Raw genomic sequence first — 26356 nt, forward strand, 5'->3', positions numbered from 1 at the left:
CATACGCGACGTGTGGAAGCCCCGCTCAGGTGAGGTGGAGGACGACCTGCCGGGCAGGCGCCGGTGTGTCCGTCTCCTGCCACGACCACGACGACGAGTCGCGGCTGCGGCTCCAGCGGCGGTCCCCGATCGTGACCCCGGTGATGCCGGTGTCGACGGCCTTGGCGACCGACCAGGAGGCGATCGACGCGGCGAGCCGGTCACTGGGCGCGGCGACCGTCAGGGTGCCCTTGCCGGCGGTCGCCTCGAGGCCGTACTCGGAGTCGACCAGCCGGCCGATCATGGGGACGTCGGCCTCACGCTCCGCGTCGTCGAGCCGGCAGCCGATCCCGCGAGGAGAGTGGCCGGCGAGGGCGGAGGCGAGGATGCGGCCCTCCTGCTCGTGGTCGGCGTAGGCCTCGGGGTAGGCGCTGCGCTGGACCTTCTGCGCGACGACCGTGATGGTGCCGCTCTCCCAGCCGTCGACCTTGACGAGGGCGTCGTAGAACTTGTCGGTGGAGTACTCGGGGTCGAGGATCTGCTCCACCGTGCCCCAGCCCTGCGACGGACGCTGCTGGAACAGGCCGACCGAGTCGCGGTCCCCGTAGCGGATGTTGCGCAGCTTGGACTCCTGGATGGCCGTCGCCAGCGCGATCGTGGCAGCCCGCGCGGGAAGCCCGCGGCGCAGGGCGAGAGCGGTGATGGTGGCGGCGTTGCTCATCTGGTCGGGGTCGAAGTCGACCGAGGTGCCACCGGCCGTCGCCTGGCACCGTGGACCGAAGGCGCCGACCAGCAGGGAGCGGCCTCCGAACCACGCCCCCAGGGCGACCAGGGCGAGAAGCGTGAGGATGAGGCCGCGCGCGATCCATCGCGATGCCCCACCCCGCGTCTCCTCGGCGAGGGCCACGGGCCGACGTCGTGCGGCCATCAGTCGTTCGCGTGCAGCGCCGAGTTCAGCACGATGCCGTGGCCGTCCCGCGGACGCGCCTCGACGGTGCCGGTGACCGAGTTGCGCAGGAAGAGCAGGTTGGACTGCCCCGACAGCTCGCTGGCCCGGGTGACCGTGCCGTCGGGCAGGGTGACCTTGGTGCCGGCGGTGACGTAGAGACCGGCCTCGATGACGCAGTCGTCCCCGAGGGCGATGCCCAGGCCCGACTCCGCGCCCAGCAGGCAGCGCTCGCCGATCGACACGCGCTCGGTCCCGCCGCCGGAGAGGGTGCCCATCGTGGACGCCCCGCCGCCGATGTCGGAGCCGTCGCCCACGACGACGCCCTGCGAGATGCGTCCCTCGACCATCGAGGTGCCGAGGGTGCCGGCGTTGAAGTTGACGAAGCCCTCGTGCATCACCGTCGTGCCGCTGGCGAGGTGGGCGCCCAGGCGGACCCGGTCGGCGTCGGCGATGCGCACGCCCGAGGGCAGGACGTAGTCGGTCATCCGCGGGAACTTGTCGACGCCGAAGACCTGCACCGGGCCGCGGGCCAGCAGGGCCAGCCGCGTGCTCTCGAAGTCGTCGACGGCGCACGGGCCGTGGTTGGTCCAGACGACGTTGGTGAGCGTGCCGAAGAGGCCGTCGAGAGAGATCGAGTTGGGCTGCACGAGGCGGTGCGAGAGCAGGTGCAGCCTCAGCCACGCGTCGGCGGCATCGGTCGGGGCGGCGTCCAAGTCGGCCTCGACCAGACGCACCTCACGCGTCACCCCGCGGGCCTCGTCGGCGACGGCGAGGCCGGACAGGCCCGCCGGCTCGCTCGACCCGTCGGAGCGGCCCAGTGCCGGCGCCGGGAACCAGGCGTCGAGGACGGTGTCGCCGTGCAGGGTGAGGAGGCCGAAGCCGTGTGCGGTGCGCGCGGTCATGGCGTCAAGGGTAGGGGGCGGGTCTGTGCCTGACGGAGGCCGTCCGGCGCCTCCCGGGTGGAGACCGCTCGGGTGCCGCCCACCTGCGCCGCTAGGGTCGACGTATGCCGCTCGACCTCACGTCCGACGTTGTCACCCTGACCGCTGCCCTCTGCGACATCGAGTCGGTGAGCCTCGACGAGGGCACCGTCTGCGACGCCATCGAGGAGGCCCTGCGACCCCTCGGGCACCTCACGGTCACCCGCCTCGGCAACACCGTCGTGGCGCGGACCGACCTCGGTCGTGGCGAGCGGGTGGTCCTCGCCGGTCACATCGACACCGTGCCGCTCACGGACCCCCCCAACCTCCCGACCCGGCGCCTGCCCTCGCCCGAGGGCGAGGTGCTGTGGGGGCGCGGCACGGTCGACATGAAGGGCGGTGTCGCCGTCCAGCTGCGCCTCGCCGCAACGGTTCCCGGGCCCACTCGTGACGTCACCTACGTCTTCTACGAGGGTGAGGAGATCGAGAGCGAGCACAACGGGCTGCTGCACGTCCAGCAGCAGCGACCCGACCTCATCGAGGACGCCGACTTCGCGGTCCTGCTCGAGCCGACCGGCGCCATCGTCGAGGGCGGCTGCAAGGGCACGATGCGGATCGACATCAGCACCAAGGGCGCCGCCGCACACTCGGCCCGGCCGTGGAACGGTCACAACGCCATCCACGACGCCGCCGACGTCCTCAACCGCCTCACGGCATACGAGACCCGGACCGTCATGGTCGACGGACTCGAGTTCCGCGAGGCCCTCAACGCCGTCAGCATCTCCGGCGGCATCGCCGGCAACGTCATCCCGGACCGGTGCACGGTGTCAGTGAACTACCGCTACGCGCCGGACCGCTCCGAGGAGGAGGCCGTCGCGCACATGCACGAGGTCTTCGAGGGGCTGACCTTCGAGGTCACCGACAACGCCGGGGGAGCACGGCCCGGTCTGGACCTGCCCGCGGCCAAGGCGTTCGTCGAGGCCCTGGGCACCGAGGTCGTCGCCAAGCAGGGCTGGACCGATGTCGCGCGGTTCCAGGCGATGGGCGTGCCGGCCGTGAACTTCGGACCCGGTGACCCCAACCTCGCGCACCACGACGAGGAGCGGTGCCCCGTCGACCACCTCGTGTCCGCCGAGGCCGCGATGCTCCGGTGGCTCGCCGGCGCTCCCGAGGTGGGCGCGTGAGCGAGGGCCAGCAGCCCTGGGACGAGTCTCATGACTACCACCAGGGCCCGGTGGTCATGCGCCGGTCGAAGGTGCCCGCGGAGACCACCGACCAGCGCCTGCTCGACGACCGCGGCTCGGCCGACTGGGTCCACACCGATCCGTGGCGGGTGCTGCGGATCCAGTCCGAGTTCGTCGAGGGCTTCGGCGCCCTGGCCGAGCTCGGCCCGGCCGTGAGCGTCTTCGGCTCGGCGCGCACCCACCCGGACGACCCGACCTACGCGCTGGGGGAGCGGGTCGGAGCCGAGCTCGTCCGCGCCGGCTACTCCGTCATCACCGGCGGCGGGCCGGGCGCCATGGAGGCGGCCAACAAGGGAGCCTGCGAGGCGGGCGGCACGTCGGTCGGGCTCGGGATCGAGCTGCCCTTCGAGACGGGGCTGAACTCGTTCGTCGACCTCGGGGTGAACTTCCGCTACTTCTTCGCCCGCAAGACGATGTTCGTCAAGTACTCGCAGGGCTTCATCGTCCTCCCCGGCGGGTTCGGCACGCTGGACGAGCTCTTCGAGGCGATCACGCTGGTGCAGACCCAGAAGGTCACCTCGTTCCCGATCATCCTCATGGGCAGGGCCTACTGGCAGGGACTGCTGGACTGGCTCACGGACTCGGCTCTGGCGAGCGGCACGGTCAGCGCCGCGGACCTCGCGCTGATCACGGTCACCGACGACCCGTCCGAGGCGGTCGAGATCATCGTCGCGTCGGACCGCGGCAATGCCCCGGATGCTCCGGAGGGGACCGGCACGCACGCGGAATGAGCGGTCCTGCGTCCGCGCCCAGCGCCCGGACCTAGGATCACGGCGTGGAGTGGGTTGCCCTCGGAGCTCTCGCCGTCGCCGTCATCGCGGTCACGGCGCTCGTCGCGACGGGCCGGCTCGAGCTGACTCCCATGAGCGACCCGGTCTCGAGCGTCCCCCCGTTGGAGATGCCGGAGCGACCCACGAGCGCCGACGTCGACCCGCTGCGGGTGGGCACCACGATCTACGGCTATGCGCCGGACGAGGTCGACGCGGCACTGGACGCACGGCGCGACCGCCTCGCCGAGCAGGAACGCGAACTGTCCCTGAGGGGACCGGCGCCGTCGACCGGGGAGGGCCATGTTCACCCTGACGCGTGAGAGCACCCTCACCCCCGAAGAGCTGTGGCGCCGCCTCGCCGCCCTCGACGAGCACGCCGACCCCGTCCCACTGACCACGACGATCGCCGACCCCGGACCGCCGGCGGCCGGGTGGCGCTTCACGGCGCGAACGGCACTCGGCCCGCTGCGTTTCGACGACTCCATGCTCGTCGAGGAGTGGGACCCGCCGCGCCGGTGGCGCGTGCGCAAGCAGGGCTTCCTCAAGGGCTGGGCCGAGGCAGAGGTGACCCCCGTCGCCGGTGGGTCGCGGCTCACCTGGACCGAGGAGCTGTGGTTCGAGCTCCCCGGGCTCACGTGGCTGACCCGACGGGCCGGTGACCTCCTGGGCCCACTGATCTTCGGACCGGTCGTGAACCGCCTCGCGCGGGCGGAGCGGTGACCTGGGCGCTGGGCCTGAGCGTCCCGGTCGTCACGTGCGCCCTGGCGCTGGCGTGGTTCTTCGTCCGACACGACGACGGAGAACGCCGCGCTCGCGCTGACGAGGAGGACGGTGCAGCAGGCGGAGACCACTTTCGGATGCAGGTCGTCGGCTACCGGACCGACCGCGTGGACGAGGTGCTCGCCCGGCTCGACGAACAGATCGCCGCGAACGACGCCCTCCTTCGCGGTGACGTCCCGGTCGAGCGCACCCGCCCCGACGTCGCACGCACCGTCGCGGCGGCCCCTGCCGTCGGCCACCCCGCGGCGCTCGACGACGTCGAGGCCGACACGGACGAGGGCGCGGACGAGGACGAGGACGAGGACGAGGACGACGAGCCACCCGCACGCCGTCGCTGGGGCTGGCTCGACGCCCTGGTGGTCGCCGTCTACCTCGGCACCGCGCTGCACGTCCTCTCCGGCCTGGTCGGTCGGACCTCCACGGGCTACCTGTCGCAGGGGGTGCAGGACCACCAGGCGTTCGAGTGGTACTTCGGTGCCTCGGCACACAACGTCGCCACCCTCTCCAACCCGCTCTTCAGCGACCGCCAGAACTTCCCCGACGGGGTCAACCTCATGGCGAACGCCGCCGTCACCGGTCTCGGCATCCCGCTGGCGCCACTGACCCTCGTGCTCGGGGCGCAGGTGACGTTCTTCGTCGTCGAGCTGCTCGGCCTGGCCGGCACCGCCGCCGCCTGGTACTGGTTCCTGCGCCGCCGCGGGCTCGTGCGGTCGGCGGCCGCAGTCGGCGGCTGGTTCACCGGCTTCGCGCCGGCGATGGTGTCGCACGCCAATGGGCACCCCAACTTCGTCGCCCTCTTCCTCATCCCGGTCATCATCGACCGTGTCCTGCGCCTCGCCCGCGGCAGCAGCCCCGGAAGGGACGGCGTGGCCCTGGGGCTCCTCGTGACGTGGCAGGTCTTCATCGGCGAGGAGCCGTTGCTCCTCATGGCCCTCGGGATGCTCGTCGTCGGTGCCGTCCTCGTCCTGCGCGGACGCCTCGACCTCCGTCGCCTCGCGCCGGGTCTCGGCGTGGGAGCCGGCCTCTGCCTCCTGCTCGTCGCCGTGCCGCTCTGGTGGCAGTTCGCCGGGCGGCAGAGCTACACCTCGATCTACCACCCGCCGGGCGGGAACGACCTCGCCGCCCTGTGGGGCCGGGCCACCCGGACGATCGGCGCCGACCCGTGGGCGTCGGCCGCGCTGTCGATGAACCGGACCGAGGAGAACGCGTTCTTCGGCCCGGCCCTGCTGCTCCTCGTCGCCGTCATCGCGGTCGTGCTCATCCGGCGACCCGTCGTGCAGGGGCTCACGGCCCTTGTCGTGGTCGCGTGCTGGCTCTCGCTGGGGGAGGAGATCGTGGTCCGCGGCCGGCCGACCGGCATACCGGGGCTGTGGGCCGCCCTGGACGAGATGCCCGTCCTCGAGAACGTCCTGCCCACCCGGTTCGTCATGATGGCCATCCCGGCGATCGCGGGACTGCTCGCCATCGGCATCGACGCGGCGGTCCGCGCCGCCCCCCTGACCCCGAGCGACACCGCCGAGGCACAGCTTCCGGAGTGGCACCCGCGGGTGGGTGGCTGGCTGGTGACGGGGGCTGCCGTGCTGGCGCTGCTGCCGGTGCTGCCGACCCCGCTGCGCGTCGACGAGCGTCCCGCCGTGCCGACGTTCTTCACCGGGGACGCGTGGCGTGACTTCACCTCGGGCGGCTCGGTTCTGGCCGTCCCACCCACCGACATCGTCGACGCCCGAGCCTTCGACTGGCAGCTGGCGGCGGACACCCTGGCCTTCCCCATCGTCGAGGGCTACTTCGTCGGCCCTGACGGCGGAGCCGACGGCGGTGGCCAGTACGGCGCCGCACGCCGCCCGATGTCGCTCTGGCTCTACGACGTCAACGCGGCCAACGCCGTGATCCCGGCGACGGAGGCCCAGCGGCTGCAGTTCGTCGAGGACCTCCGGGCGTGGCGCACCGATGCCGTCGTGCTGCCGGCGCGCCCCCAGACCCCGGCGCTGCGCGACTCGCTCGTCACCGTCCTCGGCCCGCCGCAGGAGGTCGAGGACGTGCTGGTGTGGGACGTGCGGGAGCTCCGGCGATGAGCGCCCCGCCCCGACCGGCGGCCACGTCCCGCGAAGCCGGTGCCACGTCCACGAGCCCGGCCGGCAACGGCAGCCGACTCGGGCGCGCGGCCCTGGCCCATCCCGTGCGGGCGCTCCTTGCCGTCTACGTCGTCTCCCGGCTCGTCGTGCTCGCCGCGATGTGGGTGGCCGCGACGTGGTTCCAGAACCCGGCGGGCGTCGGACACCTCGACCCGACGGTCGGCGACCTCATCGGGCTCTGGGACTCCGAGTGGTACGAGCGCATCGCGAACCAGGGCTACCCCGTCCCCCTGCCGGCGGACCCGACGACGGGCAAGCTCACCTACAGCGCGTGGGCGTTCTACCCGCTCTTCCCGTTCCTCGTGAAGGGGCTCACGATCCTCGGTGTCCCCTTCACCGTCGGCGCGGTCGCGCTCAACCTCGTCCTCGGCGCCGTCGGGGTCATGCTCATCTGGATGCTCTTCAGCCATGCCCTCAGCGCCGACCCGCGTCCCGGCCGCGACCGGCTCGCCCTCGTCGCCGCCTGCCTCTGGTGCTTCTACCCGGCGACCGGCGTGATGCTCAAGGCCTACACGGAGCCGCTCGCGATCGTCCTCGTCGCCTTCTCGCTGCTGCAGCTGATGAACCGCCGGTATGCCGCGGTCGCGGCTCTCGCCGTCCCTCTCGCCTTCACCCGTGGCGTCGCAGCCGCGATGGGGTGCGCGGTGCTCATCCACCTCGTGGTCCGGGTGCGTGAGGAGCGTCGGGCCGGCGTCGCGCCGGTGCACGGCCAGCGGGGGACGGCCGCGCTCATGGTGCTCGTCACGGGGCTCTCCGGCCTCGCCTGGCCCGTCGTCGTCGGTGTCGTCAGCGGGATTCCCACCGCCTTCCTCGACGTCCAGGAGGCGTGGGGGCAGCGGCCGGGCGCCGGGCCGTTCGCCCTCTGGCTGCAGTGGGCCTGGGAGGGCCATGGCCTCGCCGGGGTCGTCGTCCTGGTCGCGCTGTGGGGCACCTACATCGCGCTCGTCCTGGGGCGGCACGGGCGGTGGCTCCCCGTCGAGGTCCGCGCTTGGGCGGTCGCCTACCCCCTCTACCTCTTCGCCGTCGTCCGGCCGATCACGAGCATGTGGCGCTTCCTGCTCCTCGACTTCCCGGTCGCCGCCCTGCTCGCGAGCGTCGCCATGCGCACCTCGACGGGCGAGCGGATCGTCACCCACTGGCGTTGGCGCGTCGCCGTCCTCCTCGTTCCGGTCCTCCTCGGCCTGGTCTGGTGGACGTGTGCCCTGCTCCCCTGGACGCCCTGGAGCTCGCGCCCCCCGTGAGCGCGTGCGGGGGCCCCGATTTCCTCCCGGCCGTGCTGAGCGGCGATAATGGACAGGAAACCGGTGGGCCAGAGCCGGGACGCGAACACGTGACGCGCGATCGTGCGCCACGGCAACGAAGGGAACACCCATGGCGGCAATGAAGCCCAGGACGGGCGACGGCCCTCTCGAGGTCACCAAGGAGGGTCGCGGCATCGTGCTGCGCATGCCTCTGGAGGGTGGTGGCCGCCTCGTCGTCGAGATGACTCCCGACGAGGTGCGGGCACTGGGGCAGGCGATCGACGACTGCGAGGCACTGAAGAAGTGACCGTCCATCGTCGACCGACGTTGACGTGACAGAGGGCCCCCACCGACATGGTGGGGGCCCTCTCGCCGTCTGTAGGGTCGGGCGGGTGCCCACCGAAGACCTCCTCGCACCCACCGTCGCCAGCTGGACCACGAGCGACGGGCCGCTCGCCGATGTCCTCGCCGACTCCGACCCGACCGACCTCGCGCTCGTCGTGGGCGTCCTCGCCGGGGACGACCCCTGGGACGTCCGCACGCGCGACGCCCTGACCGGCGCGGGCCTCGACCCGGACGAGCTCGTCGACACGCACGAGCCTTCGACCGCCGCAGGTGCCACCACCGTCGTCCGCATCCCCCGCGGACAGCAGCCTGTCCGCGTCCTGGTCATGGTCGGCCTCGGCGACGCGACGCCGGCCGACCTCAGGGTCGCCGGGGCCGGAGCCGGCCGGGCCACCCGGGGCCGGGCGCTCGTCGTGCTGCTGGCCCCGTCCTCGGACGAGCCGGGGCACGCGGCCCTCGTCGAGGGTGGTGTCCTCGGCGGCTGGGCCCCGTCCCGCTGGACCGGGGGCAGCTGGCAGCCGGGCGCCGAGCACACCGGCCGGGTCGTCGTCGTCGACGTCGAGCCCGACGTCGTCGACCGGGCGCTGCGGCGCGCTGTCGCGACGCTGGTCGCACGCAACCTCGCCAACACCCCGTCCAACATCAAGAACCCCGGGTGGATGGCCCGACAGGCCCGCGAGCTCGGGTCACGCACCGGCCTCGACGTCACGGTGCTCGACCGGGCCGCCCTCGCGGCGGGAGGCTTCGGTGGGCTCCTCGCAGTCGGCCAGGGCTCGGCGACCCCGCCCGCACTGGTCCAGCTCGGGTACGCACCTGAGGGCGCCGACGCCGGGACCCCGCACGTCGTTCTCGTCGGCAAGGGCATCACCTTCGACTCCGGCGGCCTCCAGGTGAAGCCGGCCGAGGGGATGCTCGCGATGAAGACCGACATGTCCGGTTCGGCGATCGTCCTGGCGGTCCTGGCCGCCTGTCGCGACCTGGCGGTCCCGGTGCGCGTCACCGGGCTCCTCGCCCTGGCCGAGAACATGGTGAGCGGCTCCGCCTACCGCCCCGGTGACGTCGTGACTCACTACGGCGGCACCACCACCGAGATCGGCAACACCGACGCCGAAGGGCGCATCGTCCTCGCGGACGCGCTGGCCTACGCCGACGCCGAGCTGGACCCCGACGTCGTCGTCGACGTCGCCACGCTGACCGGCGCGGCCCGGGTTGCGCTCGCCCGCACGATGGCGCCGGTCTACTCCACCGACGACGAGCTGTCGTCCCAGCTCAGGGCTGCCGGCGAGACAGCAGGTGAGACGCTCTGGCCCTTCCCGCTCGTGCCCGCCTACCGTCAGGCACTGGAGTCCGACGTGGCCGACATCAACCACATCGGACCCTCAGTCGGGGGTGGTTCCATCACCGCAGCGCTGTTCCTTCGCGAGTTCGTCGGTGCGCGTCGCTGGGCCCACCTCGACATCGCCGGCCCCGGCCGCTCCGATGTCGACTCCGGAGTCCACGGCAAGGGTGGGACGGGGTTCGGCGCACGTCTGCTGCTGCGATGGTTGGAAGGTCTTTCATGAACGCCGGATACGGACTGGCCGTGCGCTGGTCGCTCGAGAACGCCCCCGAGGACTCCCCCGACCGACTCCGCGAGTACGTCGTGGGCACGTCCATCGCCAAGTTCATGTTCCTCGACGGCCTCGCCTTCAAGGTGTGGCGGATGCGCGAGGGCGAGTGGTTCGAGGGAACCTACGTCTTCGACACCGAGCAGGAGCGCAAGATCTTCCGCGAGGAGTTCGAGGCGACCGCCGACGAGTCCAAGGGCTCGGAGCTCATCGGCTCCTCACCGGTCGCCATCGAGGAGTTCGAGGTCGTGGCGATCGCCGAGGGCCCGGCCGGTTTCCGCCGCGGTGCCGGCCCGCGCGTCGACGCCCACGCCTGACGGGCGGGGCGCCGGCCCGGGGCGTCAGCGCTTGACGGCGACGAGGAGCCCGTCGCTCACGGGGAGCAGCGTCGGGACGAGCGCGTCGTGGTCGCGCAGGGTCTTGCCGAGGTCGCGCAGGGTCGTCGTGTCCGCGTCACGCGCGGCCGGGTCGGCGACCTTGTCGTGCCACAGCATGTTGTCGAGCACGAGCACCCCGCCCTTGCGCAGCAGGCGGATGCCGTGCTCGACGTATGCCGGATAGCTCGGCTTGTCGGCATCGATCAGGACCATGTCGTAGGCGCCGTCCGTCATGCGGGGCAGCACCTCGGTCGCGCGACCGGTGATGACACGGGTCCGCTGGGTCGGGTAGCCGGCCGCGGCATACGCCTCACGGGCGGCGCGCTGGTGCTCGGCCGAGATGTCGATCGTCGTGAGGACGCCGTCCTGCGGCATGCCGGCGAGGAGCCAGAGGCCGGAGGTGCCGGCGCCGGTCCCGATCTCGATGACGTGCTTGGCGCCGATCGCGGCGGTGAGGACGCGCAACGTCGCTCCGGCTCCGGTGCCCACCGGGGTGGCGGCGCCGAAGGCCATCCCCCGGGCGCGGGCCTGCTCCATGACCTCGGGCTCGGGCACGAAGTCCTCGGCGTACGACCAGCTCGCGGGCTTGAGGGTGCTCATGGGCGGCAACCCTACTCGGGGAGCGCCCCTCGTCCCGACTCACAGCCGCCGTTCAGCCTCCTCAGGAACATTTCCCGGCTCCGACACGTAGACACCTGTGACATGACGAGCCAGGTGGCCACCGAGCAGGGGACGACGATGACGAGCGCAGCAGGTGCGGCTCCGGGGGAGTGGGTGCCGCCGACCTGGGAGCAGGTCGTCGAGGAGCACTCAGCCCGGGTCTACCGGCTGGCCTACCGCCTCACCGGCAACGTGCACGACGCCGAGGACCTCACCCAGGACGTCTTCATCCGGGTCTTCCGGTCGCTGCACACCTTCCGTCCCGGCACGTTCGAAGGCTGGCTGCACCGCATCACGACCAACGTCTTCCTCGACAAGATGCGCCGCAAGCAGCGGATCCGCTTCGACGCCCTCTCCGACGAGTCCGCCGCCCGGCTGCCCAGCCGGGAGATCGGCCCCGAGCAGAGCTACGCCGACACCCACTTCGACGACGACGTGCAGCGCGCGCTCGACTCCCTGGCCCCTGACTTCCGCGCGGCCGTGGTCCTGTGCGACATCGAGGGCCTCTCGTACGAGGAGATCGCTGCCACCCTCGACATCAAGCTCGGCACCGTCCGCTCGCGCATCCACCGTGGCCGGTCGCAGCTGCGCGAGGCCCTCGCCCACCGCGCGCCCGAGGTCCGGGCAGCGGCCGCCTCCACGGGCGCCCGTCGTCCGGGGATGCTCGCACCCGCCGGTGGTGCCGTGTGATGGCACTGTCCCGCCCGAACCGCTGCCGCCTCGATGAGCTGCCCGACTACGTGTCGGGTCAGCTCTCGGCGCAGCGGACCCTCGAGTGGGACCGGCACCTCATCGCGTGCGTCGGGTGCCAGCACGCCGTCGCCGGTGAGCGGCGCCTCCAGAGCCTGCTGTCGGCCGGCTGTCCGTCCATGTCCGGGAGCCTGCACGCCCAGCTCGTCGCGCTGGCCTCGTCGATGCCGGGCCCGGCCGCCGCCGGCCCCAGGGACCACGGCCCGGCGTACTCACGGCTCGAGATGGTCGCGCCTTCCGCCCCGCCGGCGCACCGCAGTCCGCTCAAGTCGGCCGCCCTGGCGACGGCCGCCGCCAGCGCCACGGCGGCGGTGGCCTGGACGCTGACCCTGGCCGGCCCGGGCGCCGTCGGCTCGACTGTCAGCTCGGTCGGCGGCGGCGGCCCGTCCCCGACGGTCCGACCCACGGCGAGCAGCTCGGCCACCACGAGCGGCGCACTGCGCGTCCGGGCGGTCTCCACGGGGTGGACAGGCAGCACCTCGGTTCGGAACCTCGTCCTGTGCGAGGCAGAATCTCGGTCATGACTGAGGACAGCACTCGCGACGACTCCGGCGAGCGCCCTCGCACCGACGCCCAGCAGACCGACTGGCTCGACCGGTACCGCACGCAGGAGCTGGGGGCGCCCGGACGCGCCCCGATGCTGCCGACGCCGGAGCCGGCGCGTCCGGATCCCCAGGACTGGCGCAGTGGCGAGCGGACGGCATACGGACACAACCCGTATGCCGCGTCAGCGGCTCCCACCCTCGCCGCACCGGTGAGGCGCAGCGGGCCCGGGTGGCTGGGGGTCCTGCTCATCGCCGGTCTCTCGGCGCTGCTCGCGGGCCTCGGCGGTGGGCTCTTCGGTGGCTGGCTGGGCTCGACCGACCGCTTCGACGGACTCGACCTGAGGGGTGACACCCCGAACGCCGCCGCACCGGAGCCGGGCGCCGGTGCGACCACCCGTCCCGAGGGTTCGGTCGCCAACATCGCCGCCAACGCCACGCCGAGCGTGGTGACCATCCGCGTCGAGGCCGACAGCGGCGACGGCACCGGCTCGGGCTGGGTCCTCGACGACAAGGGCCACATCGTCACCAACAACCACGTCATCGCGGCCGCCGCGAGCGGGGGTGAGATCACCGTGGTGCTCTCCAACGGCAAGCAGTCGCCGGCCGAGATCGTCGGCCGTGACGTCTCCTACGACCTGGCCGTCCTCAAGGTCGAGCGCACGGACCTCGAGCCGCTCCCAGTCGGCGACTCGTCCTCCGTCGTCGTGGGGGACCCGGTGATCGCGGTCGGCGCGCCACTCGGTCTCGAGTCGACGGTCACCACCGGGATCGTCAGCGCGCTCAACCGCCCGGTGACGCCCGGGGACGCGGACGACCAGTCGTTCATCAACGCGATCCAGACCGACGCCGCCATCAACCCGGGCAACTCCGGCGGGCCGCTGCTCGACATGGAGGGGCAGGTCATCGGCATCAACACCGCGATCGCCCGCGTCGCCGGCACGTCCATCGGTGGCCAGAGCGGCAACATCGGTGTCGGCTTCGCCATCCCCAGCGCCCAGATGAGGACCACGGTCGACCAGCTCATCCGCACGGGCAAGGCCGAGCACCCGATCATCGGTGTCCTCCTCGACCGCGAGTACGACGGCGAGGGCGTGCGCATCGGCGTCGACTCCTCGCAGACCCCGGCGGTCACCCCCGACGGTCCTGCGGCCAAGGCCGGGCTCCGGGCCGGTGACGTCATCACCGCCTTCGAGGGGCGACCCATCAACGACCCCGATGCGCTCGTCGTCGCGATCCGCGCGCGGCCGGTCGGATCGACCGTCACCCTCACCGTGCTGCGCGACGGCAAGGCCCGGGATGTCAAGATGGTCCTCCAGGGCCGGAGCGACTGACGCGCCCCTCGGCGCACAGGAGGACGCGTGTTCGGCATCAACGGCTGGGAGTTCGTCCTCCTCGCCCTCATCGCGGTGTTCGTGCTCGGGCCCGACCGGTTGCCGGAGTACGCCGCCAAGCTGGCCCAGGCCATCAAGAAGTTCCGGGTGATGGCCGAGGGGGCCAAGGGCCAGCTCAAGGACCAGCTCGGGCCGGAGTACTCGGACATCAACTGGCGCCAGTACGACCCGCGCCAGTACGACCCGCGCCGAATCGTGCGTGAGGCGCTCATCGAGCCGCTCGAGGATGCCGCGTCCGGGCTGAAGGCCGGCGGCACCAACCCCGACATGGGCGAGGTCGACGCCCTCGGCGATGACGCCGTGTCGGTCGGCTCGGACCTACGGACGTGGGACCCGCAGCGGCCCACGCCCTACGACGTCGACGCCACCTAGGCGCGACTCAGGAGGGGCGACGCTGCCGGTGGGGGTACGCGCTCAGTTGCTCCGTCGTCGCAAACGCGCGCACCCCCACCGTCACCGTCGCCTAGCGGCCAGAGGGCGTGAGGCCCAGGGAGCGACCGGCCAGACCGCGCGAGCGGGTGCCGAGCTCGCGGGCGATGCCGCGCAGGGCGACGGCGGCCGGCGAGGTCGAGCCGCCGAGGACGATGGGGGCGCCCTGGTCGGAGCCGACCCGCAGGGCGGTGTCGAGCGGGATCTGGCCGAGCAGCGGGACCGGCGCACCGATGGTGCGGGTGAGCGAGTCGGCGACCGCCTGCCCACCGCCGGAGCCGAAGATCTCCTGACGTGAGCCGTCGGGCAGCTCGAGCCAGGACATGTTCTCGATGACGCCCGCGACCCGCTGGTGCGTCTGGACCGCGATCGCCCCGGCGCGCTCGGCCACCTCGGCGGCGGCCTGCTGCGGGGTGGTCACGACGAGGATCTCGGCCCCGGGGATGAGCTGCGCCACCGAGATGGCGATGTCGCCGGTCCCCGGGGGAAGGTCGAGCAGGAGCACGTCGAGGTCGCCCCAGAAGACGTCGGCGAGGAACTGCTGGAGGGCGCGGTGCAGCATCGGCCCGCGCCAGACGACGGGCTGGTTGCCCGGCACGAACATGCCGATCGAGATGACCTTCACGTCGTGCGCGATGGGCGGCAGGATCATGTCGTCGACCTGCGTCGGGCGGTGCTCCACGCCGAGCATGCGCGGGATCGAGAAGCCGTAGATGTCCGCGTCGACGACCCCGACCTTGAGGCCCTGCTGCGCGAGGGCGGCGGCGAGGTTGGCGGTGACCGAGGACTTGCCGACCCCACCCTTGCCGGAGGCCACGGCATACACCCGGGTGAGGCTGCCGGCCTTGGCGAAGGGGATCTCCTTCTCGGCCGCTCCACCACGCAGGTTGGTGCGCAGCTCGGCCCGCTGCTCCTCGGACATCACGCCCAGCGTCACGTCGACCGCCAGGACCCCCGGCACCTTGAGGAGCGCGTTGGTGGTGTCGTTGGTCAGGGTCTCCTTGAGCGGGCACCCGGCGATGGTGAGCAGGATGGTGACCGCGACCCGGCCGGAGGCGTCGCACTCGACCGACTCGACCATGCCGAGCTCGGTGATGGGCTTGCGGATCTCGGGGTCGTTGACGGTGGCGAGCGCGGCGCGCAGGGCGTCGTCGGTCACGGGTGCAGCAGAGACGGACATTGCTCCATGCTAGGTCGGCTGCCCGCCACGGCCCCCATCGGTCCGGGCCTTCGGGCTGTCTGACTGGTCACTCCCGGCGGCGGGGGGAACCCTGGCGACGGCCAGACCCCGCTCCTCCATCTCGTCGAGCAGGTCGCGCAGCTCGCCACGGACGAAGTCGCGGGTCGCTGAGTCGCGCAACGCGATCCGCAGGGCGGCCACCTCACGGGTGAGGAACTCGGTGTCGGCGAGGTTGCGCTCGTCGCGGGTGCGGTCCTGCTCGAGCATCACCCGGTCGCGGTCGGCCTGGCGGTTCTGGGCGAGCAGGATCAGCGGCGCGGCATACGACGCCTGGAGGCTCAGCACGAGGGTGAGGAAGATGAACGGGTAGTCGTCGAAGCGCCAGTCCACGGGCGCGAGGAGGTTCCAGAGCACCCAGACGAGCACGACGAACGTCATGCCGATGAGGAAGTACGCGGTGCCCATGTAGCGCGCGAACTTCTCGGAGAGGACGCCGAAGGCCTCCTCGGTCAGCGACTCCGGCCGGGTGAGGAAGCGGCGTCCCGCCTCGCGCGGCTGGTCGAGACGGGGCGCGCGCTCGCGGCGGTCAGCCATGCGTCGTCACCTCGTGCCGGTCCTCGCGCCAGTCGTCGGGCAGCAGGTGGTCGAGGACGTCGTCGACCGTGACCGCACCGACGAGCAGGCCGTTCTCGTCGACGACGGGGAGCCCGACGAGGTCGTAGGTGGCGAGCAGGCGCGTCACCTGGCCGACGGTCGCGTCGGTCGTCACCGGCTCGACGTCCTTGTCGAGGATGGTCCCGATGGAGGCGTGTGGGGGCTCGCGCAGCAGCCGCTGGATGTGGACCATGCCGAGGAACTTGCCGGTCGGGGTCTCCAGCGGTGGGCGGCAGACGAACACGGTGCAGGCGAGCGCGGTCGAGAGCTCCTTGCGCCGCACGACCGCGAGCGCCTCGGCGATCGAGGCGTCCGGACCCAGGATTACCGGCTCCGTCGTCATGAGCCCACCGGCGGTGTTCTCGTCGTAGGTGAGCAGGCGTCGCAGGTCGGCGGCCTCGTCCGGCTCCATGAGCTGGAGCAGCTCCTCCTGCCGCTCGGTGGGGAGCTCGGCGAGGAGGTCGGCGGCGTCGTCGGGCTCCATCGCCTCGAGGACGTCGGCGACGCGGTCGTTCTGCAGGCCCGCGATGAGCTCGACCTGCTCGTCCTCGGGGAGCTCCTCGAGGACGTCGGCCAGTTGGTCGTCGGCCAGGGCGGCGGCGACCTCGGCGCGGCGCTTGGCCGGCAGGTCGTGGATGGCCTCGGCGAGGTCGGCGGGCTTGAGGTCCTCGTACTGCTCGAGCAGCCGGGCGGCGCTCTGCTCGTCGGAGGTGTCGCGCAGCCCCGACACGTCCTCGATCGGCACGACGAAGGTCTCGCCGCGACGGCGCCCCAACCGGGGGATCGAGGACCCGCGCGGCGAGGTGCGTCGCACGAAGACGCGGGTGACCGACCAGCTGCGGGCGTGGTTCTGCTCGAGCCCGATGTCCTCGACGGTGGCGTCGACGAGCTCGCCCTGCTCGTCGCGGACCCGGACGTGGCGCTCGATGAGCTCGGCGAGGACGAGGGTCTCGTTGGGGCGCTGCTCGAAGCGGCGCATGTTGACCAGGCCCGTCGTGATGACCTGGCCGCCGTCGACGGAGGTCACCCGGGTCATGGGCACGAAGACCCGACGGCGGCCGGGGACCTCGACGACGAGGCCGATGACCCGCGGCCGGGTCCGCGTCGCACTGAAGGTGAGGACGACGTCGCGCACGCGGCCCACCGGGTCGCCCAGGGGGTCGAAGACGGCGAGCTCGGCCAGTCTGCCGACGAAGACGCGGGTGCTCGTGCTCACGCCGCAAGGTTAGTCGCGTCCGCGTCCCCGCCAGTGCCAAGGCCGCCAGCGCGCCGTCGTTCCGCGGGCGGGGGAGACGGTGACGCGACCGGACTCCGCGGCATACGCCCCGGGTGCCTCGTCGGGACGGCCGTGCGGCGCGATGACGTGGATGACGGCACCCTCCCGCCAGCGGGCGAGCACGTCGCCGGTGGCGTTGAGGCGGTCGGCGCGCAGCACCTCCGCGGCGGCCTCCCACTCCGGCGACGCGGGCTCGAGCTCGTGCACGCGCGCGCGCAGCCGCAGCAGCCGGCCACCGGTGTCCTTGCTGCGCAGGATGACCGTCACCTCCGGCGGGAGGAAGGGCAGGCGCTGCTCCCCGGGACCCGAGACCACGTAGGCAGCCGGGCCGGCTCCGCGGGGGTCCTCGTCGTCGTGCCAGACGAACCAGACCGCGTGGGTGCCGGCGTCCGGCACCTCGACCCACATCACCCCGGACTTGCTCGCCGCCTCCGCGAGCAGGCGGGTGACGTTGACGGGGGAGGGTGTCTCGGGCGAGCCGCTCACGGCGTGAACTCTGTCATAACGCCGCCCCGACCGGCACTGCTAGCGTCCGGCAGCATGCGCTCTCCCAAGGACTTCTTCGGCCCCCTCGCGGTCGGTGCCCCGGCGCCGGTGCGTGAGGTGCCGGCCCGCCCCAGCCGGATGATCCACTTCTTCGACCCGAGCAACGAGAAGATGGCGGCGAAGGTCCCGGCGATGGTCGGCTCGGTCGACGTGCTCCTCGGCAACCTCGAGGACGCGGTCAAGGCCGACCGCAAGGAGGCCGCCCGCCACGGGCTCGTCGACATCGCGAAGGCGACCGACTTCGGCGACAGCACGCAGCTCTGGACCCGCGTCAACAGCCTCGACTCCCCTTGGGTGCTCGACGACCTCGTCACCCTCGTCACGGAGATCGGCGACAAGCTCGATGTCATCATGGTCCCGAAGGTGCAGGGGCCCGAGGACATCCACTACGTCGACCGGCTGCTCGCCCAGCTCGAGGCGCGCGCCCGACTTCCCCGGCCGATCCTCGTCCACGCCATCCTCGAGACCGCTCGCGGCATGGCCAACGTCGAGGCCATCGCCGGCGCCTCGCCGCGGATGCAGGGGATCAGCCTCGGCCCGGCCGACCTCGCTGCCGACCGGCGCATGAAGACGACCCGCGTCGGCGGCGGCCACCCCGGCTACCTCGTGCGCGAGGACCCGGCCACCGACCTCGGCGAGGGCGTCGACCCCGTCACCGCGCCGCGCACCACCCACCAGCAGGACCTGTGGCACTACACGATCGCGCGCATGGTCGACGCCTGTGCGATGCACGGGATCTTCCCGTACTACGGACCGTTCGGGGACATCAAGGACGTCGTCGCCTGCGAGGACCAGTTCCGCAACGCCTTCCTGCTCGGCTGCGTGGGCACCTGGTCGCTGCACCCCGTCCAGATCGACATCGCCAAGCGGGTGTTCAGCCCGTCGGCCGCCGACGTGGCACACGCCCGTCGCGTCAAGGAGGCGATGGGCGACGGCACCGGCGCCGTGATGCTCGACGGGAAGATGGAGGACGACGCCTCGCTCAAGCAGTGCCTCGTCATCCTCGAGCTGGCCGAGCGCCTCGGCTCCACCGACCCCGAGCTCGCCGAGCTGTATGCCGTCCGGTCGCCGTCCGGGGGAACGGACGGGGAGGGGTCCTGATGGCGGAGCAGGCGGCATACACGCCTCGTCGTTCGGTGCTCTACATGCCGGGCTCCAACGAGCGCGCCCTCGAGAAGGCGAAGACGCTCCCGGTCGACGGGCTCATCCTCGACCTCGAGGACTCGGTCGGTCCCGACCACAAGGAGGCGGCCCGCGCCGCGGTGTGCGCCGCGGTCCGCTCGGGGGAGTACGGCTCACGGGAGCTGACGATCCGCGTCAACGGCGTCGGCACCCGGTGGCACGAGGCCGACCTCGCCGCCGCGGCGGCGGCCGGGCCCGACGGAGTGGTCGTCCCCAAGGTCGGCTCGGCCGACGAGGTGCGCTCGCTGGTCGCCGCGCTGGAGTCCGCGGGGGCGCCGGAGCACACGCGGCTCTGGGCGATGGTCGAGACGCCGGAGGCGGTCTTCAACGTCCGCGAGATCGCCTCCGCCTCGCCGCGGCTGGCCGTGCTCGTCATGGGCACCAACGACCTCGTCAAGGAGCTGAGGGCCGAGCACGTCCCCGGCCGGGCGCCCCTGCTCACGGCGCTGCAGCTGCCGCTGCTCGCCGCGCGCGAGGCCGGGATCGCCGTCCTCGACGGCGTCTACAACGACGTCAGGAACGCGGAGGGCTTCGAGGCCGAGTGCCGTCAGGGACGTGACTTCGGCTTCGACGGCAAGACCCTCATCCACCCGGGCCAGGTGGAGCCGTGCAACCGGGTCTTCGCCCCGAGCGAGGAGGCGGTGGCAGAGGCCCGCGGCATCCTCGAGGCGTGGGAGGCCGGGGCCGGCCGGGGGGTCGTCACCCACAACGGGCGGATGGTCGAGAACCTGCACGTGGAGGTCGCCCGACGGGTGCTCGCGACGCACGACGCGATCTCCGCGGGCTGATTTCCCGGATCGCCTGCGCGCCGACTCAACCTCATGGTGCTCTGGAACGTCTAGGGGGTGAGCAGGGCACCTCAGGGAGAGCAGGGAGACACCATGGAAGGTTCTGGGCAACGTCTTCCACGTCGCACGGCCGTCGCGGCCGTCGTGGGAGCAGGCATGGCGGGCATCTCCGCCATGGTCACGCCGTCGGCAGCGGCGGTCACGGTCCGCGTCATGGAGCGCGGGCACTCGGGAGCCGACGTCCTCGCGCTGCAGAAGCGTCTCGGCGCGTTGAGCTACTGGTGCGGGGCGGCCGACGGCAGCTTCGGGCACCTCACCCAGCAGGCCGTCTGGGCACTGCAGAAGGTCGGTGGCGTCGCGCGGACCGGCAAGGTCGGACCGGTGGAGCAGGACCTCCTGCAGCGCGGGGTGCGGCCGAAGCCGCGCACGCCGAGCGGACACTGCATCGAGGTCGACCTCGCCCGGCAGATCCTCGTCTGCGGCATCAACGGCTACACGAGCCTGGTGTTCAACACCAGCACCGGCAACGGGGAGAGGTACTACTCGCGCGGCATGTGGCGCACCGCCTACACGCCGACCGGCTCGTTCTCCATCTACTACCGGTTCACGTCCGGCTGGCAGTACGGCACCCTCGGCGCCATGTGGCGTCCGGCGTACTTCAAGGGCGGCTGGGCCATCCACGGGTCGGCCTCGATCCCGCCCTACCCCGCCTCCCACGGCTGCGCCCGGCTCAGCACCAGGGCGATGGACCTGCTCTACTCCCGAGGCTGGCCGAACATCGGCCGCAAGGTCTGGGTGTACTGACGGCGTTCCCCCATCCCCGGCACTGCCGCGCCGGGGGTGGGGTCCCCTCACCAGGCGGAGCCGGCGGCCTGGGCCGCCACGTCCCCGAACACGAGGTCGGCGTCGACGTCGAGCCCACGACGCCGGAACCAGTCGCACATCGTGCGCACGTCGCGCTCGAGGAACTCGAACCCGTGCGGGTTGCCGACGACGTCGACGATCTGCGGCCAGTCGATGAAGACCAGCCGCTCGTCGTGGAGCAGGACGTTGTAGGGCGACAGGTCCCCGTGTGCCCACCCCCGCCCGGCCAGGGTGAGGACGACCCGCCGGAACTGCTCGAACAGCTCGGCCAGGTGCTCCGGCTCCGGCCGGGTCTGGACGAGCCGCGGCGCAGCGGCCCGTCCGCTGCCGAAGAACTCCATGAGCATCTCGGTGTCATCGAGCTGGACCGGGTAGGGGACGGGCAGGCCCATCTCCCACAACGTCCCCAGGGCCTCGAACTCGGCGAACGCCCACTGCCCGGCGATCAGCGCCCGGCCGTACTCCGTGCGTCGCTGCATGGCGCGCATGTCACGGGTCTTGCGGACACGACGACCGTCGAGGTAGCCGCTGTCGCGGTGGAAGAGGCGGTTCTCCGCGCCGCGGTAGCGCTTGGCGGCGAGGAGCGACTCGACGACGGGCGTGGCCGTGCCGCCGGGGATCCACCGACGGAGCAGGTGGACGTCGGCCTCCTTGCCCGTCTTGAGGACGCCGAGGTCCTCCTCGACGGCGCCGAGGGCGGTGATGACCCAGTCGGGTCGAGGTTTCGGCCCGTGCATGGCGCCGTCCCAGGAGGACCAGCGCTCGCCCTCGGGCGGGGCGTCAGGACAGGTGTTGCTGGCGAAGAGCGGTGACTCCGTCGCGGTCTCGTGAAAGGTCATGCGAAAGCTCCGAGGTGTGAAGGGGGTGGGCGTGGAAAGGGCCCGGGACAGTCGTGGACATGTCACGCCTCCTTCGCTCTCGGTCGTGCTCCCGCGCCCGGCTTCGGTATGCCGCGCGGCTCGGTCCCAGACTGGCAGCCGCTCGGGGGTGACGCCAGCGAATTTGCGTGGCTAGCCTCGGTCCTGACGACGGACCTCGTCGCCCACTGCACCGTGGAAGGACCTCCCATGCGACGCACCCTCCTCGCCGCGCTCGCCGCCGGCGCCCTTGCCCTCGTGACCGCCGCCCCCTCGTCGGCCGTCAACACCCACAACTCCGAGCCGGCCCGCGAGCGAACCGAGGTGGGCGCGGTCGTGGGTCTCTACGACCGTGACGGTGACGGGCTCCTCGACCGGTTCCGCTGGTTCTGCAGCGGCACGATGATCGACGACGACACCTTCCTCACCGCGGCGCACTGCCTCACCGGGCTCGAGGACGACCGCTGGTTCGTCAGCCTCGAGCAGGACGTCCAGGGTCTGCTTGACGCCTACGACGCCGAGTTCGGCCCGGCGCCGACGGACCCCGTCGCGCTGGAGGCGTACGTCGAGGCCCAGGCCGAGTACTTCCTCGATCAGGGCTGGGTCGTGGAGGGCACCCCCTACTCCGACGAGGGGTACCCGGGCACGAGCGCCGACAGCCACGACATCGGTGTCATCGACTTCGCCGCGTGGGAGGCCGACCCCCGGGACGTCTGGGACTTCACGCGGGCCACCCTCCCCACGGCGGGACAGCTCGACGACGTCGGCAGCCGCGCGCTCGACGCCGCCGACTGGTGGACCGTCGGCTACGGCACCGAGGAGGCGCTGCGCGGCCCGGGCGGGCTCACCCACCCCGGCGGGGGCGAGCGGATGAAGGCGCTCGTGGATTTCAACGCCATCAACCCGACGTGGGTGCGCCTGGGCATGAACGCCTCGCGCAACCTCGGCGGCGCCTGCTACGGGGACTCCGGTGGCCCGAACTTCGTCGAGCTCGACGGTGAGCTCGTGCTCGCCGCAACGACGATCACCGGCGACGTGCCCTGCTACGCGACCAACGTCGCCTACCGCCTCGACACCGAGAGTGCCCGCACCTTCCTCGACCCGTTCGTCGACCTGCCCTGACGTCTCGGCACCCGGAAGCCGGTATGCCGTGGCGCGCCACGGCACACCGGCTTCCGTCAGGTCGGGGTGGGGGGACTCACACGACGGATCGGTGGGGCTCGTCGTGGGCGGACGGCATACTCGCAAGGGTTGATCCGTCCCCACGACCAAGGTGGCTTCCACACATGTCCCGGCTCCAGCGCACAGACGGTCTCACCGACGAGCAGAACGAGCTCCTCAAGCTCGTGCGGCGGTTCGTCGAGGAGCAGATCCTCCCGGTGGCCACAGAGCTGGAGCACAAGGACGAGTACCCGACGGAGATCGTCGAGGGCATGAAGGAGATGGGGATCTTCGGGCTGATGATCCCCGAGGAGTACGGCGGCCTCGGCGAGTCGCTGCTGACCTACGCGCTCTGCGTCGAGGAGATCGCGCGCGGCTGGATGTCGGTGAGCGGCATCATCAACACCCACTTCATCGTCGCCTACATGCTGCTCCAGCACGGCACCGAGGAGCAGAAGCAGCGCTACCTCCCGCGGATGGCGACCGGTGAGGTGCGCGGGGCGTTCTCGATGTCCGAGCCCGGTCTCGGCTCCGACGTCGCGGCCATCACGTCCAAGGCCGTCGCCGGTGAGGGCGAGGGCGCCGAGCAGCAGTGGAGCGTCAACGCGCAGAAGATGTGGCTCACCAACGGCGGCAGCGCCAACCTCGTCGCGGTGCTCGTCAAGACCGACCTCGGCGAGTCCGACTCGCCCTACAAGAACATGACGACCTTCCTCGTCGAGAAGGAGCCCGGCTTCGGCCAGACGGCGCAGGGGGTCACCGTCCCCGGCAAGATCGACAAGATGGGCTACAAGGGCGTCGACACGACCGAGCTCATCCTCGAGGGCCACGAGACGACCTCCGCTCAGATCCTTGGCGGGGTTCCCGGCAAGGGCTTCTACCAGATGATGGACGGCGTCGAGGTGGGGCGCGTCAACGTCGCGGCGCGCGCGTGCGGGGTGGCCCGGCGGGCGTTCGAGCTGGGCATCACCTACGCCCAGCAGCGTGAGACCTTCGGCAAGCAGATCGCCCAGCACCAGGCGATCCAGTTCCGGCTCGCCGACATGGCCACCAAGGTCGAGGCCGGGCACCAGATGATGGTCAAGGCGGCGCGGATCAAGGACGCCGGGCAGCGCAACGACCTCGAGGCCGGCATGGCGAAGTACCTCGCCGCCGAGTACTGCGCCGACGTCGTCGAGCAGTCGTTCCGGATCCACGGCGGCTACGGGTACTCCAAGGAGTACGAGATCGAGCGCCTCTACCGCGAGGCGCCGATGCTCCTCATCGGTGAGGGCACGGCCGAGATCCAGAAGATGATCATCGGCCGCCGGCTCCTCGAGGAGTACGCGCTCAAGCGCTGACCCGCGAGGGGGCGGGGATTTGCGGATTCCTCTTCTCGTGGCGGGAAGCCGGGTCTACTGTCGGCACACAGGTGTCGTCACTCCGGATTGGACAGCCCATGCGCTCTTCCCACGCCACCGTCCTGACCGTGACCGGGGCCGTGTGCCTCGCGCTCTCGGTCCCCTCGGCCACCTCGGCCCTGAGCACCTCTGCGGACGGCGCGGACAGAGTGCTCGCCCCCTACGGCCAGTCGCGGAGCACGGTCGACAGCGGCCATGCGATCGTCCGCCTGGCCGGGGCGCCCTTGGCCACCTCGCCGCGCACGGCGCCCACCAAGAGCAAGCGCGTCGACCTGCGCAGCACCGCTGCCCGCAGTGAGCGTGCCGCGCTCGCCGCCGAGCGCAACGCCTTCAAGAAGTGGCTGCAGGCCAACGCGCCCAGGGCCCAGGTCACGGGGGAGTTCGACCTCGCGCTCAACGCCGTCGCCGTTCGCCTCGGCGGCACGACGCTCGAGACCCTCAGAGCAGCGCCCGGCGTGTCCTTCGTCGAGATGCAGGGCGTGTTCACGCCGGTGGCGCACGAGGACCCCGACCTGCAGCTCATCAGGGGTCAGCAGGCGTGGTCCGCCGCGGGCGGAGAGGCATCCGCAGGTGCAGGGGTCAAGGTGGCCATCATCGACAGCGGCATCGACGTGAGCCACCCCTGCTTCGACGACGCCGGCTACGCGGCGAGCCCGCAGGTGGGCGACCCCGCGCACACCAACAACAAGGTCGTCGTCTCCCGCGTCTACGGCAACAAGGTCGCCAAGAACGGCCTGGGTGCAGCCGACCTCAACGGACATGGCACCCATGTCGCCGGAACCGTGGCATGCAACGCGCACACCCCGGCCTCGGTCGACGGGGCGGGCATCCCCTACGACCCGTCCGGTGTCGCGCCGGCAGCGACGCTGGGCGCCTACAACGTCTTCCCCGGGTCCGAGGGCTCGGCTCGCTCCGAGGACATCCTCGAGGCGATGGAGGACGCCTACGCGGATGGGTTCGACGTCGCCAACATGAGCCTCGGCGGAGCACGCAACGACGGCGGCGGCGCGTTCCTCCTCGACAACGCCGTTGACAACCTCGACCGGGCCAACATGGTGGTCGCGGTGGCAGCCGGCAACGAGGGTCCGGGCTACTGGACGGTGCACTACCCGGGCGCCGCGCCTCGAGCCCTCACGGCCGGCGCGAGCACCGTCGGTCACGCCGTGGTGCGCAACCTCCTCGTCGCAGGAGCCGAGCACGACATGGCGATCGGTGACTTCGGAGACGTCACGACCGACCTCACCGCCCCGCTGCGGGTCGTGCCCGACCCGGCCGTCACGCCCCAAGGCCTGAGCACGGCCTGCGACAGCGACCCCGCCCTCCCGACGATGACGGGCCAGATCGCGGTTCTCGCCCGTGGCGTCTGTGACTTCACGGTCAAGGTGCGCAACGCCCAGAACGCCGGTGCCGTTGCTGCCGTTGTCGTCAACCGTGAGGAGGCGCTCCTCACGATGTCGCACAACGGTCTGGAGCCGCAGCCGACGATCCCGGGAGTCATGATCACGCTCTCGGACGGTCTCGAGGTCGTCACGCACGACGGTGAGAACGCCACCATCCCCGCCACGGGGACCTACAAGACGTTCCCCGAGCTGACGAACCGGATGGCGTCCTTCTCGAGCCAGGGGCCGACCCACGGCGACCTGCTCATCAAGCCGGACGTCGTGGCGCCCGGCGCCGACGTGCTGAGCGCACAGCCGGCCTGGACCTGTGAGGAGGACCCGTGCTGGACCTTCCTCGGTGGCACGTCCATGGCCACCCCGCACCTCGCCGGCATCGCCGCGGTGGTCCGGGGAGCCCACCCGGCGTGGTCGGCGGCCGAGGTTCGCTCCGCCGTCGTCAACACGGCCCAGCAGAACGTGCTCACGCACCCCGAGACCGGAGCGGTCACCAACGACGCGCTGATCGTCGGGGCGGGGCTGGCCGACGCTGCCGCCGCAGTCGGTTCGAGCGTCGCGCTCGACCCGGTGAGCCTGTCGTTCGGCGCCATCTCCAAGGGTGCCGGCTCCACCGTGACGCGCAGCCTCAGGGTGACCAACACGAGCGACTCCGCCACCTCGGTGTCGGTCGTTGTGTCCGGTGACGCCCCTGACGGCGTGACGTTCCGGGTGACGCCGGGTACAGCGGCACTGGCGCCGGGTGCCTCCACCACGGTGACGGTGACGGCAACCCCGACCAAGGGTGCGGCCGAGGCGTTCTACCAGGCCCAGGTCGACGTGCGGGCCGGTGGGGCGGTCGCCGCCCACGGGATGCTCTTCACCGTCGTCGGACAGGGTGTCGCCGCGCCCGGGCAGCACCAGACGCCTCCGGGTCAGCTGAGCTGATCGGGACC

27 protein-coding genes are annotated in these 26356 nt (G+C 71.9%); 19 read left to right on the forward strand and 8 right to left on the reverse strand.

The window, feature by feature from the left end:
- Nucleotides 1-25: 25 nt before the first annotated feature.
- Nucleotides 26-907, reverse strand: a complete 882-nt coding sequence (locus ACOJV9_RS01600) for a hypothetical protein (RefSeq protein ID WP_420183422.1) — start codon at nucleotides 905-907, stop codon at nucleotides 26-28.
- Nucleotides 907-1830, reverse strand: coding sequence for a 2,3,4,5-tetrahydropyridine-2,6-dicarboxylate N-succinyltransferase (gene dapD, locus ACOJV9_RS01605; protein ID WP_420183423.1), 924 nt, complete (start codon nucleotides 1828-1830; stop codon nucleotides 907-909). Before dapD ends, ACOJV9_RS01600 begins: the two co-directional genes overlap by 1 nt.
- 104 nt (nucleotides 1831-1934) lie before the next feature.
- Between dapD and dapE the strand changes: the two genes are divergently transcribed.
- From dapE to ACOJV9_RS01650, 9 genes are all read left to right on the forward strand, one after another.
- The gene (dapE, locus tag ACOJV9_RS01610) at nucleotides 1935-3032 is read left to right on the forward strand and encodes a succinyl-diaminopimelate desuccinylase (protein ID WP_420183424.1); all 1098 of its coding nucleotides are present in this window, start codon (nucleotides 1935-1937) and stop codon (nucleotides 3030-3032) included.
- A 56-nt stretch (nucleotides 3033-3088) separates the two neighbouring features.
- On the forward strand, nucleotides 3089-3823 hold the full coding sequence (locus ACOJV9_RS01615; RefSeq protein WP_420183759.1) for an LOG family protein: 735 nt from the start codon (nucleotides 3089-3091) through the stop codon (nucleotides 3821-3823).
- A gap of 44 nt (nucleotides 3824-3867) precedes the next feature.
- On the forward strand, nucleotides 3868-4182 hold the full coding sequence (locus ACOJV9_RS01620; RefSeq protein WP_420183425.1) for a cell division protein DivIVA: 315 nt from the start codon (nucleotides 3868-3870) through the stop codon (nucleotides 4180-4182).
- Complete coding sequence (locus tag ACOJV9_RS01625; protein ID WP_420183426.1) at nucleotides 4163-4582, forward strand: SRPBCC family protein; 420 nt, start codon at nucleotides 4163-4165, stop codon at nucleotides 4580-4582. Before ACOJV9_RS01620 ends, ACOJV9_RS01625 begins: the two co-directional genes overlap by 20 nt.
- Nucleotides 4579-6714, forward strand: a complete 2136-nt coding sequence (locus tag ACOJV9_RS01630; protein ID WP_420183427.1) for a hypothetical protein — start codon at nucleotides 4579-4581, stop codon at nucleotides 6712-6714. The genes ACOJV9_RS01625 and ACOJV9_RS01630 overlap by 4 nt, the downstream gene beginning before the upstream one ends.
- A complete protein-coding gene (locus ACOJV9_RS01635) occupies nucleotides 6711-8015 on the forward strand; it encodes a hypothetical protein (RefSeq protein WP_420183428.1) in 1305 nt (434 codons plus the stop codon). The genes ACOJV9_RS01630 and ACOJV9_RS01635 overlap by 4 nt, the downstream gene beginning before the upstream one ends.
- Before the next feature lie 130 nt (nucleotides 8016-8145).
- The gene (locus tag ACOJV9_RS01640) at nucleotides 8146-8322 is read left to right on the forward strand and encodes a DUF3117 domain-containing protein (protein ID WP_082569572.1); all 177 of its coding nucleotides are present in this window, start codon (nucleotides 8146-8148) and stop codon (nucleotides 8320-8322) included.
- Between the two features lie 85 nt (nucleotides 8323-8407).
- Nucleotides 8408-9922: a leucyl aminopeptidase family protein gene (locus ACOJV9_RS01645; protein ID WP_420183429.1), complete on the forward strand. Its 1515-nt coding sequence runs from the start codon at nucleotides 8408-8410 to the stop codon at nucleotides 9920-9922.
- On the forward strand, nucleotides 9919-10284 hold the full coding sequence (locus ACOJV9_RS01650) for a hypothetical protein (RefSeq protein ID WP_420183430.1): 366 nt from the start codon (nucleotides 9919-9921) through the stop codon (nucleotides 10282-10284). Before ACOJV9_RS01645 ends, ACOJV9_RS01650 begins: the two co-directional genes overlap by 4 nt.
- Before the next feature lie 24 nt (nucleotides 10285-10308).
- On the opposite strand, the gene ACOJV9_RS01655 is transcribed toward ACOJV9_RS01650, so the two are convergent.
- Nucleotides 10309-10944 (reverse strand): O-methyltransferase, encoded by a 636-nt coding sequence (locus tag ACOJV9_RS01655; RefSeq protein ID WP_420183431.1) that lies wholly within the window; start codon nucleotides 10942-10944, stop codon nucleotides 10309-10311.
- A gap of 102 nt (nucleotides 10945-11046) precedes the next feature.
- Here ACOJV9_RS01655 and sigE point away from each other — a divergent pair, with 102 nt between their 5' ends.
- The 4 genes from sigE to ACOJV9_RS01675 are packed head-to-tail and all read left to right on the forward strand — an operon-like array spanning nucleotide 11047 to nucleotide 14062.
- On the forward strand, nucleotides 11047-11694 hold the full coding sequence (sigE, locus tag ACOJV9_RS01660; protein WP_420183432.1) for an RNA polymerase sigma factor SigE: 648 nt from the start codon (nucleotides 11047-11049) through the stop codon (nucleotides 11692-11694).
- A complete protein-coding gene (locus ACOJV9_RS01665; RefSeq protein WP_420183433.1) occupies nucleotides 11694-12278 on the forward strand; it encodes an anti-sigma factor family protein in 585 nt (194 codons plus the stop codon). Before sigE ends, ACOJV9_RS01665 begins: the two co-directional genes overlap by 1 nt.
- A complete protein-coding gene (locus ACOJV9_RS01670) occupies nucleotides 12275-13630 on the forward strand; it encodes a S1C family serine protease (protein ID WP_420183434.1) in 1356 nt (451 codons plus the stop codon). The genes ACOJV9_RS01665 and ACOJV9_RS01670 overlap by 4 nt, the downstream gene beginning before the upstream one ends.
- A gap of 27 nt (nucleotides 13631-13657) precedes the next feature.
- A complete protein-coding gene (locus ACOJV9_RS01675) occupies nucleotides 13658-14062 on the forward strand; it encodes a Sec-independent protein translocase subunit TatB (protein ID WP_420183435.1) in 405 nt (134 codons plus the stop codon).
- A gap of 91 nt (nucleotides 14063-14153) precedes the next feature.
- Here the strand turns inward: ACOJV9_RS01675 and ACOJV9_RS01680 are convergent, their stop codons facing one another.
- The 4 genes from ACOJV9_RS01680 to ACOJV9_RS01695 are packed head-to-tail and all read right to left on the reverse strand — an operon-like array spanning nucleotide 14154 to nucleotide 17715.
- Nucleotides 14154-15299: an Mrp/NBP35 family ATP-binding protein gene (locus ACOJV9_RS01680; RefSeq protein ID WP_420183436.1), complete on the reverse strand. Its 1146-nt coding sequence runs from the start codon at nucleotides 15297-15299 to the stop codon at nucleotides 14154-14156.
- A 9-nt stretch (nucleotides 15300-15308) separates the two neighbouring features.
- Nucleotides 15309-15893 (reverse strand): DUF1003 domain-containing protein, encoded by a 585-nt coding sequence (locus ACOJV9_RS01685; protein WP_420183437.1) that lies wholly within the window; start codon nucleotides 15891-15893, stop codon nucleotides 15309-15311.
- Complete coding sequence (locus tag ACOJV9_RS01690) at nucleotides 15886-17169, reverse strand: magnesium transporter MgtE N-terminal domain-containing protein (RefSeq protein WP_420183438.1); 1284 nt, start codon at nucleotides 17167-17169, stop codon at nucleotides 15886-15888. Before ACOJV9_RS01690 ends, ACOJV9_RS01685 begins: the two co-directional genes overlap by 8 nt.
- Nucleotides 17170-17178: 9 nt before the next feature.
- The gene (locus ACOJV9_RS01695) at nucleotides 17179-17715 is read right to left on the reverse strand and encodes a hypothetical protein (RefSeq protein WP_420183439.1); all 537 of its coding nucleotides are present in this window, start codon (nucleotides 17713-17715) and stop codon (nucleotides 17179-17181) included.
- Nucleotides 17716-17769: 54 nt separating this feature from the next.
- On the opposite strand from ACOJV9_RS01695, the gene ACOJV9_RS01700 reads away from it, so the two are divergent.
- The 3 genes from ACOJV9_RS01700 (at nucleotide 17770) to ACOJV9_RS01710 (ending at nucleotide 20549) form a co-directional block, all read left to right on the forward strand.
- A complete protein-coding gene (locus tag ACOJV9_RS01700; RefSeq protein WP_420183440.1) occupies nucleotides 17770-18876 on the forward strand; it encodes an HpcH/HpaI aldolase/citrate lyase family protein in 1107 nt (368 codons plus the stop codon).
- Nucleotides 18876-19745, forward strand: a complete 870-nt coding sequence (locus ACOJV9_RS01705; RefSeq protein WP_420183441.1) for an HpcH/HpaI aldolase/citrate lyase family protein — start codon at nucleotides 18876-18878, stop codon at nucleotides 19743-19745. Before ACOJV9_RS01700 ends, ACOJV9_RS01705 begins: the two co-directional genes overlap by 1 nt.
- 156 nt (nucleotides 19746-19901) lie before the next feature.
- On the forward strand, nucleotides 19902-20549 hold the full coding sequence (locus tag ACOJV9_RS01710) for a L,D-transpeptidase family protein (RefSeq protein WP_420183442.1): 648 nt from the start codon (nucleotides 19902-19904) through the stop codon (nucleotides 20547-20549).
- Between the two features lie 47 nt (nucleotides 20550-20596).
- Here ACOJV9_RS01710 and ACOJV9_RS01715 read toward each other — a convergent pair whose 3' ends face one another.
- On the reverse strand, nucleotides 20597-21448 hold the full coding sequence (locus ACOJV9_RS01715; RefSeq protein ID WP_420183443.1) for a serine protein kinase RIO: 852 nt from the start codon (nucleotides 21446-21448) through the stop codon (nucleotides 20597-20599).
- Nucleotides 21449-21676: 228 nt separating this feature from the next.
- Between ACOJV9_RS01715 and ACOJV9_RS01720 the strand changes: the two genes are divergently transcribed.
- The 3 genes from ACOJV9_RS01720 (at nucleotide 21677) to ACOJV9_RS01730 (ending at nucleotide 26348) form a co-directional block, all read left to right on the forward strand.
- Entirely contained in the window at nucleotides 21677-22588 is a 912-nt protein-coding gene (locus ACOJV9_RS01720) for a trypsin-like serine protease (RefSeq protein ID WP_420183444.1), read from the forward strand.
- 164 nt (nucleotides 22589-22752) lie between these two features.
- Entirely contained in the window at nucleotides 22753-23967 is a 1215-nt protein-coding gene (locus ACOJV9_RS01725; RefSeq protein ID WP_420183445.1) for an acyl-CoA dehydrogenase family protein, read from the forward strand.
- A 98-nt stretch (nucleotides 23968-24065) separates the two neighbouring features.
- Nucleotides 24066-26348 carry a S8 family serine peptidase gene (locus tag ACOJV9_RS01730; protein ID WP_420183446.1) on the forward strand — a complete coding sequence of 761 codons (2283 nt, stop codon included), beginning with the start codon at nucleotides 24066-24068 and terminating at the stop codon, nucleotides 26346-26348.
- The last annotated feature ends 8 nt before the right edge of the window (nucleotides 26349-26356 follow it).

Source organism: Knoellia terrae (genome assembly GCF_048606435.1).
GTDB classification, from domain to species: Bacteria; Actinomycetota; Actinomycetes; order Actinomycetales; family Dermatophilaceae; genus Knoellia; species Knoellia terrae.

Coding starts and splice junctions, on each gene's coding strand:
- ACOJV9_RS01600 (WP_420183422.1), bottom strand. CDS start 907: ATGGCCGCACGACGTCGGCCCGTGGCCCTCGCCGAGGAGACGCGGGGT.
- dapD (WP_420183423.1), bottom strand. CDS start 1,830: ATGACCGCGCGCACCGCACACGGCTTCGGCCTCCTCACCCTGCACGGC.
- dapE (WP_420183424.1), top strand. CDS start 1,935: ATGCCGCTCGACCTCACGTCCGACGTTGTCACCCTGACCGCTGCCCTC.
- ACOJV9_RS01615 (WP_420183759.1), top strand. CDS start 3,089: ATGCGCCGGTCGAAGGTGCCCGCGGAGACCACCGACCAGCGCCTGCTC.
- ACOJV9_RS01625 (WP_420183426.1), top strand. CDS start 4,163: ATGTTCACCCTGACGCGTGAGAGCACCCTCACCCCCGAAGAGCTGTGG.
- ACOJV9_RS01635 (WP_420183428.1), top strand. CDS start 6,711: ATGAGCGCCCCGCCCCGACCGGCGGCCACGTCCCGCGAAGCCGGTGCC.
- ACOJV9_RS01640 (WP_082569572.1), top strand. CDS start 8,146: ATGGCGGCAATGAAGCCCAGGACGGGCGACGGCCCTCTCGAGGTCACC.
- ACOJV9_RS01650 (WP_420183430.1), top strand. CDS start 9,919: ATGAACGCCGGATACGGACTGGCCGTGCGCTGGTCGCTCGAGAACGCC.
- ACOJV9_RS01655 (WP_420183431.1), bottom strand. CDS start 10,944: ATGAGCACCCTCAAGCCCGCGAGCTGGTCGTACGCCGAGGACTTCGTG.
- sigE (WP_420183432.1), top strand. CDS start 11,047: ATGACGAGCCAGGTGGCCACCGAGCAGGGGACGACGATGACGAGCGCA.
- ACOJV9_RS01665 (WP_420183433.1), top strand. CDS start 11,694: ATGGCACTGTCCCGCCCGAACCGCTGCCGCCTCGATGAGCTGCCCGAC.
- ACOJV9_RS01670 (WP_420183434.1), top strand. CDS start 12,275: ATGACTGAGGACAGCACTCGCGACGACTCCGGCGAGCGCCCTCGCACC.
- ACOJV9_RS01680 (WP_420183436.1), bottom strand. CDS start 15,299: ATGTCCGTCTCTGCTGCACCCGTGACCGACGACGCCCTGCGCGCCGCG.
- ACOJV9_RS01685 (WP_420183437.1), bottom strand. CDS start 15,893: ATGGCTGACCGCCGCGAGCGCGCGCCCCGTCTCGACCAGCCGCGCGAG.
- ACOJV9_RS01700 (WP_420183440.1), top strand. CDS start 17,770: ATGCGCTCTCCCAAGGACTTCTTCGGCCCCCTCGCGGTCGGTGCCCCG.
- ACOJV9_RS01705 (WP_420183441.1), top strand. CDS start 18,876: ATGGCGGAGCAGGCGGCATACACGCCTCGTCGTTCGGTGCTCTACATG.
- ACOJV9_RS01710 (WP_420183442.1), top strand. CDS start 19,902: ATGGCGGGCATCTCCGCCATGGTCACGCCGTCGGCAGCGGCGGTCACG.
- ACOJV9_RS01715 (WP_420183443.1), bottom strand. CDS start 21,448: ATGACCTTTCACGAGACCGCGACGGAGTCACCGCTCTTCGCCAGCAAC.
- ACOJV9_RS01720 (WP_420183444.1), top strand. CDS start 21,677: ATGCGACGCACCCTCCTCGCCGCGCTCGCCGCCGGCGCCCTTGCCCTC.
- ACOJV9_RS01725 (WP_420183445.1), top strand. CDS start 22,753: ATGTCCCGGCTCCAGCGCACAGACGGTCTCACCGACGAGCAGAACGAG.
- ACOJV9_RS01730 (WP_420183446.1), top strand. CDS start 24,066: ATGCGCTCTTCCCACGCCACCGTCCTGACCGTGACCGGGGCCGTGTGC.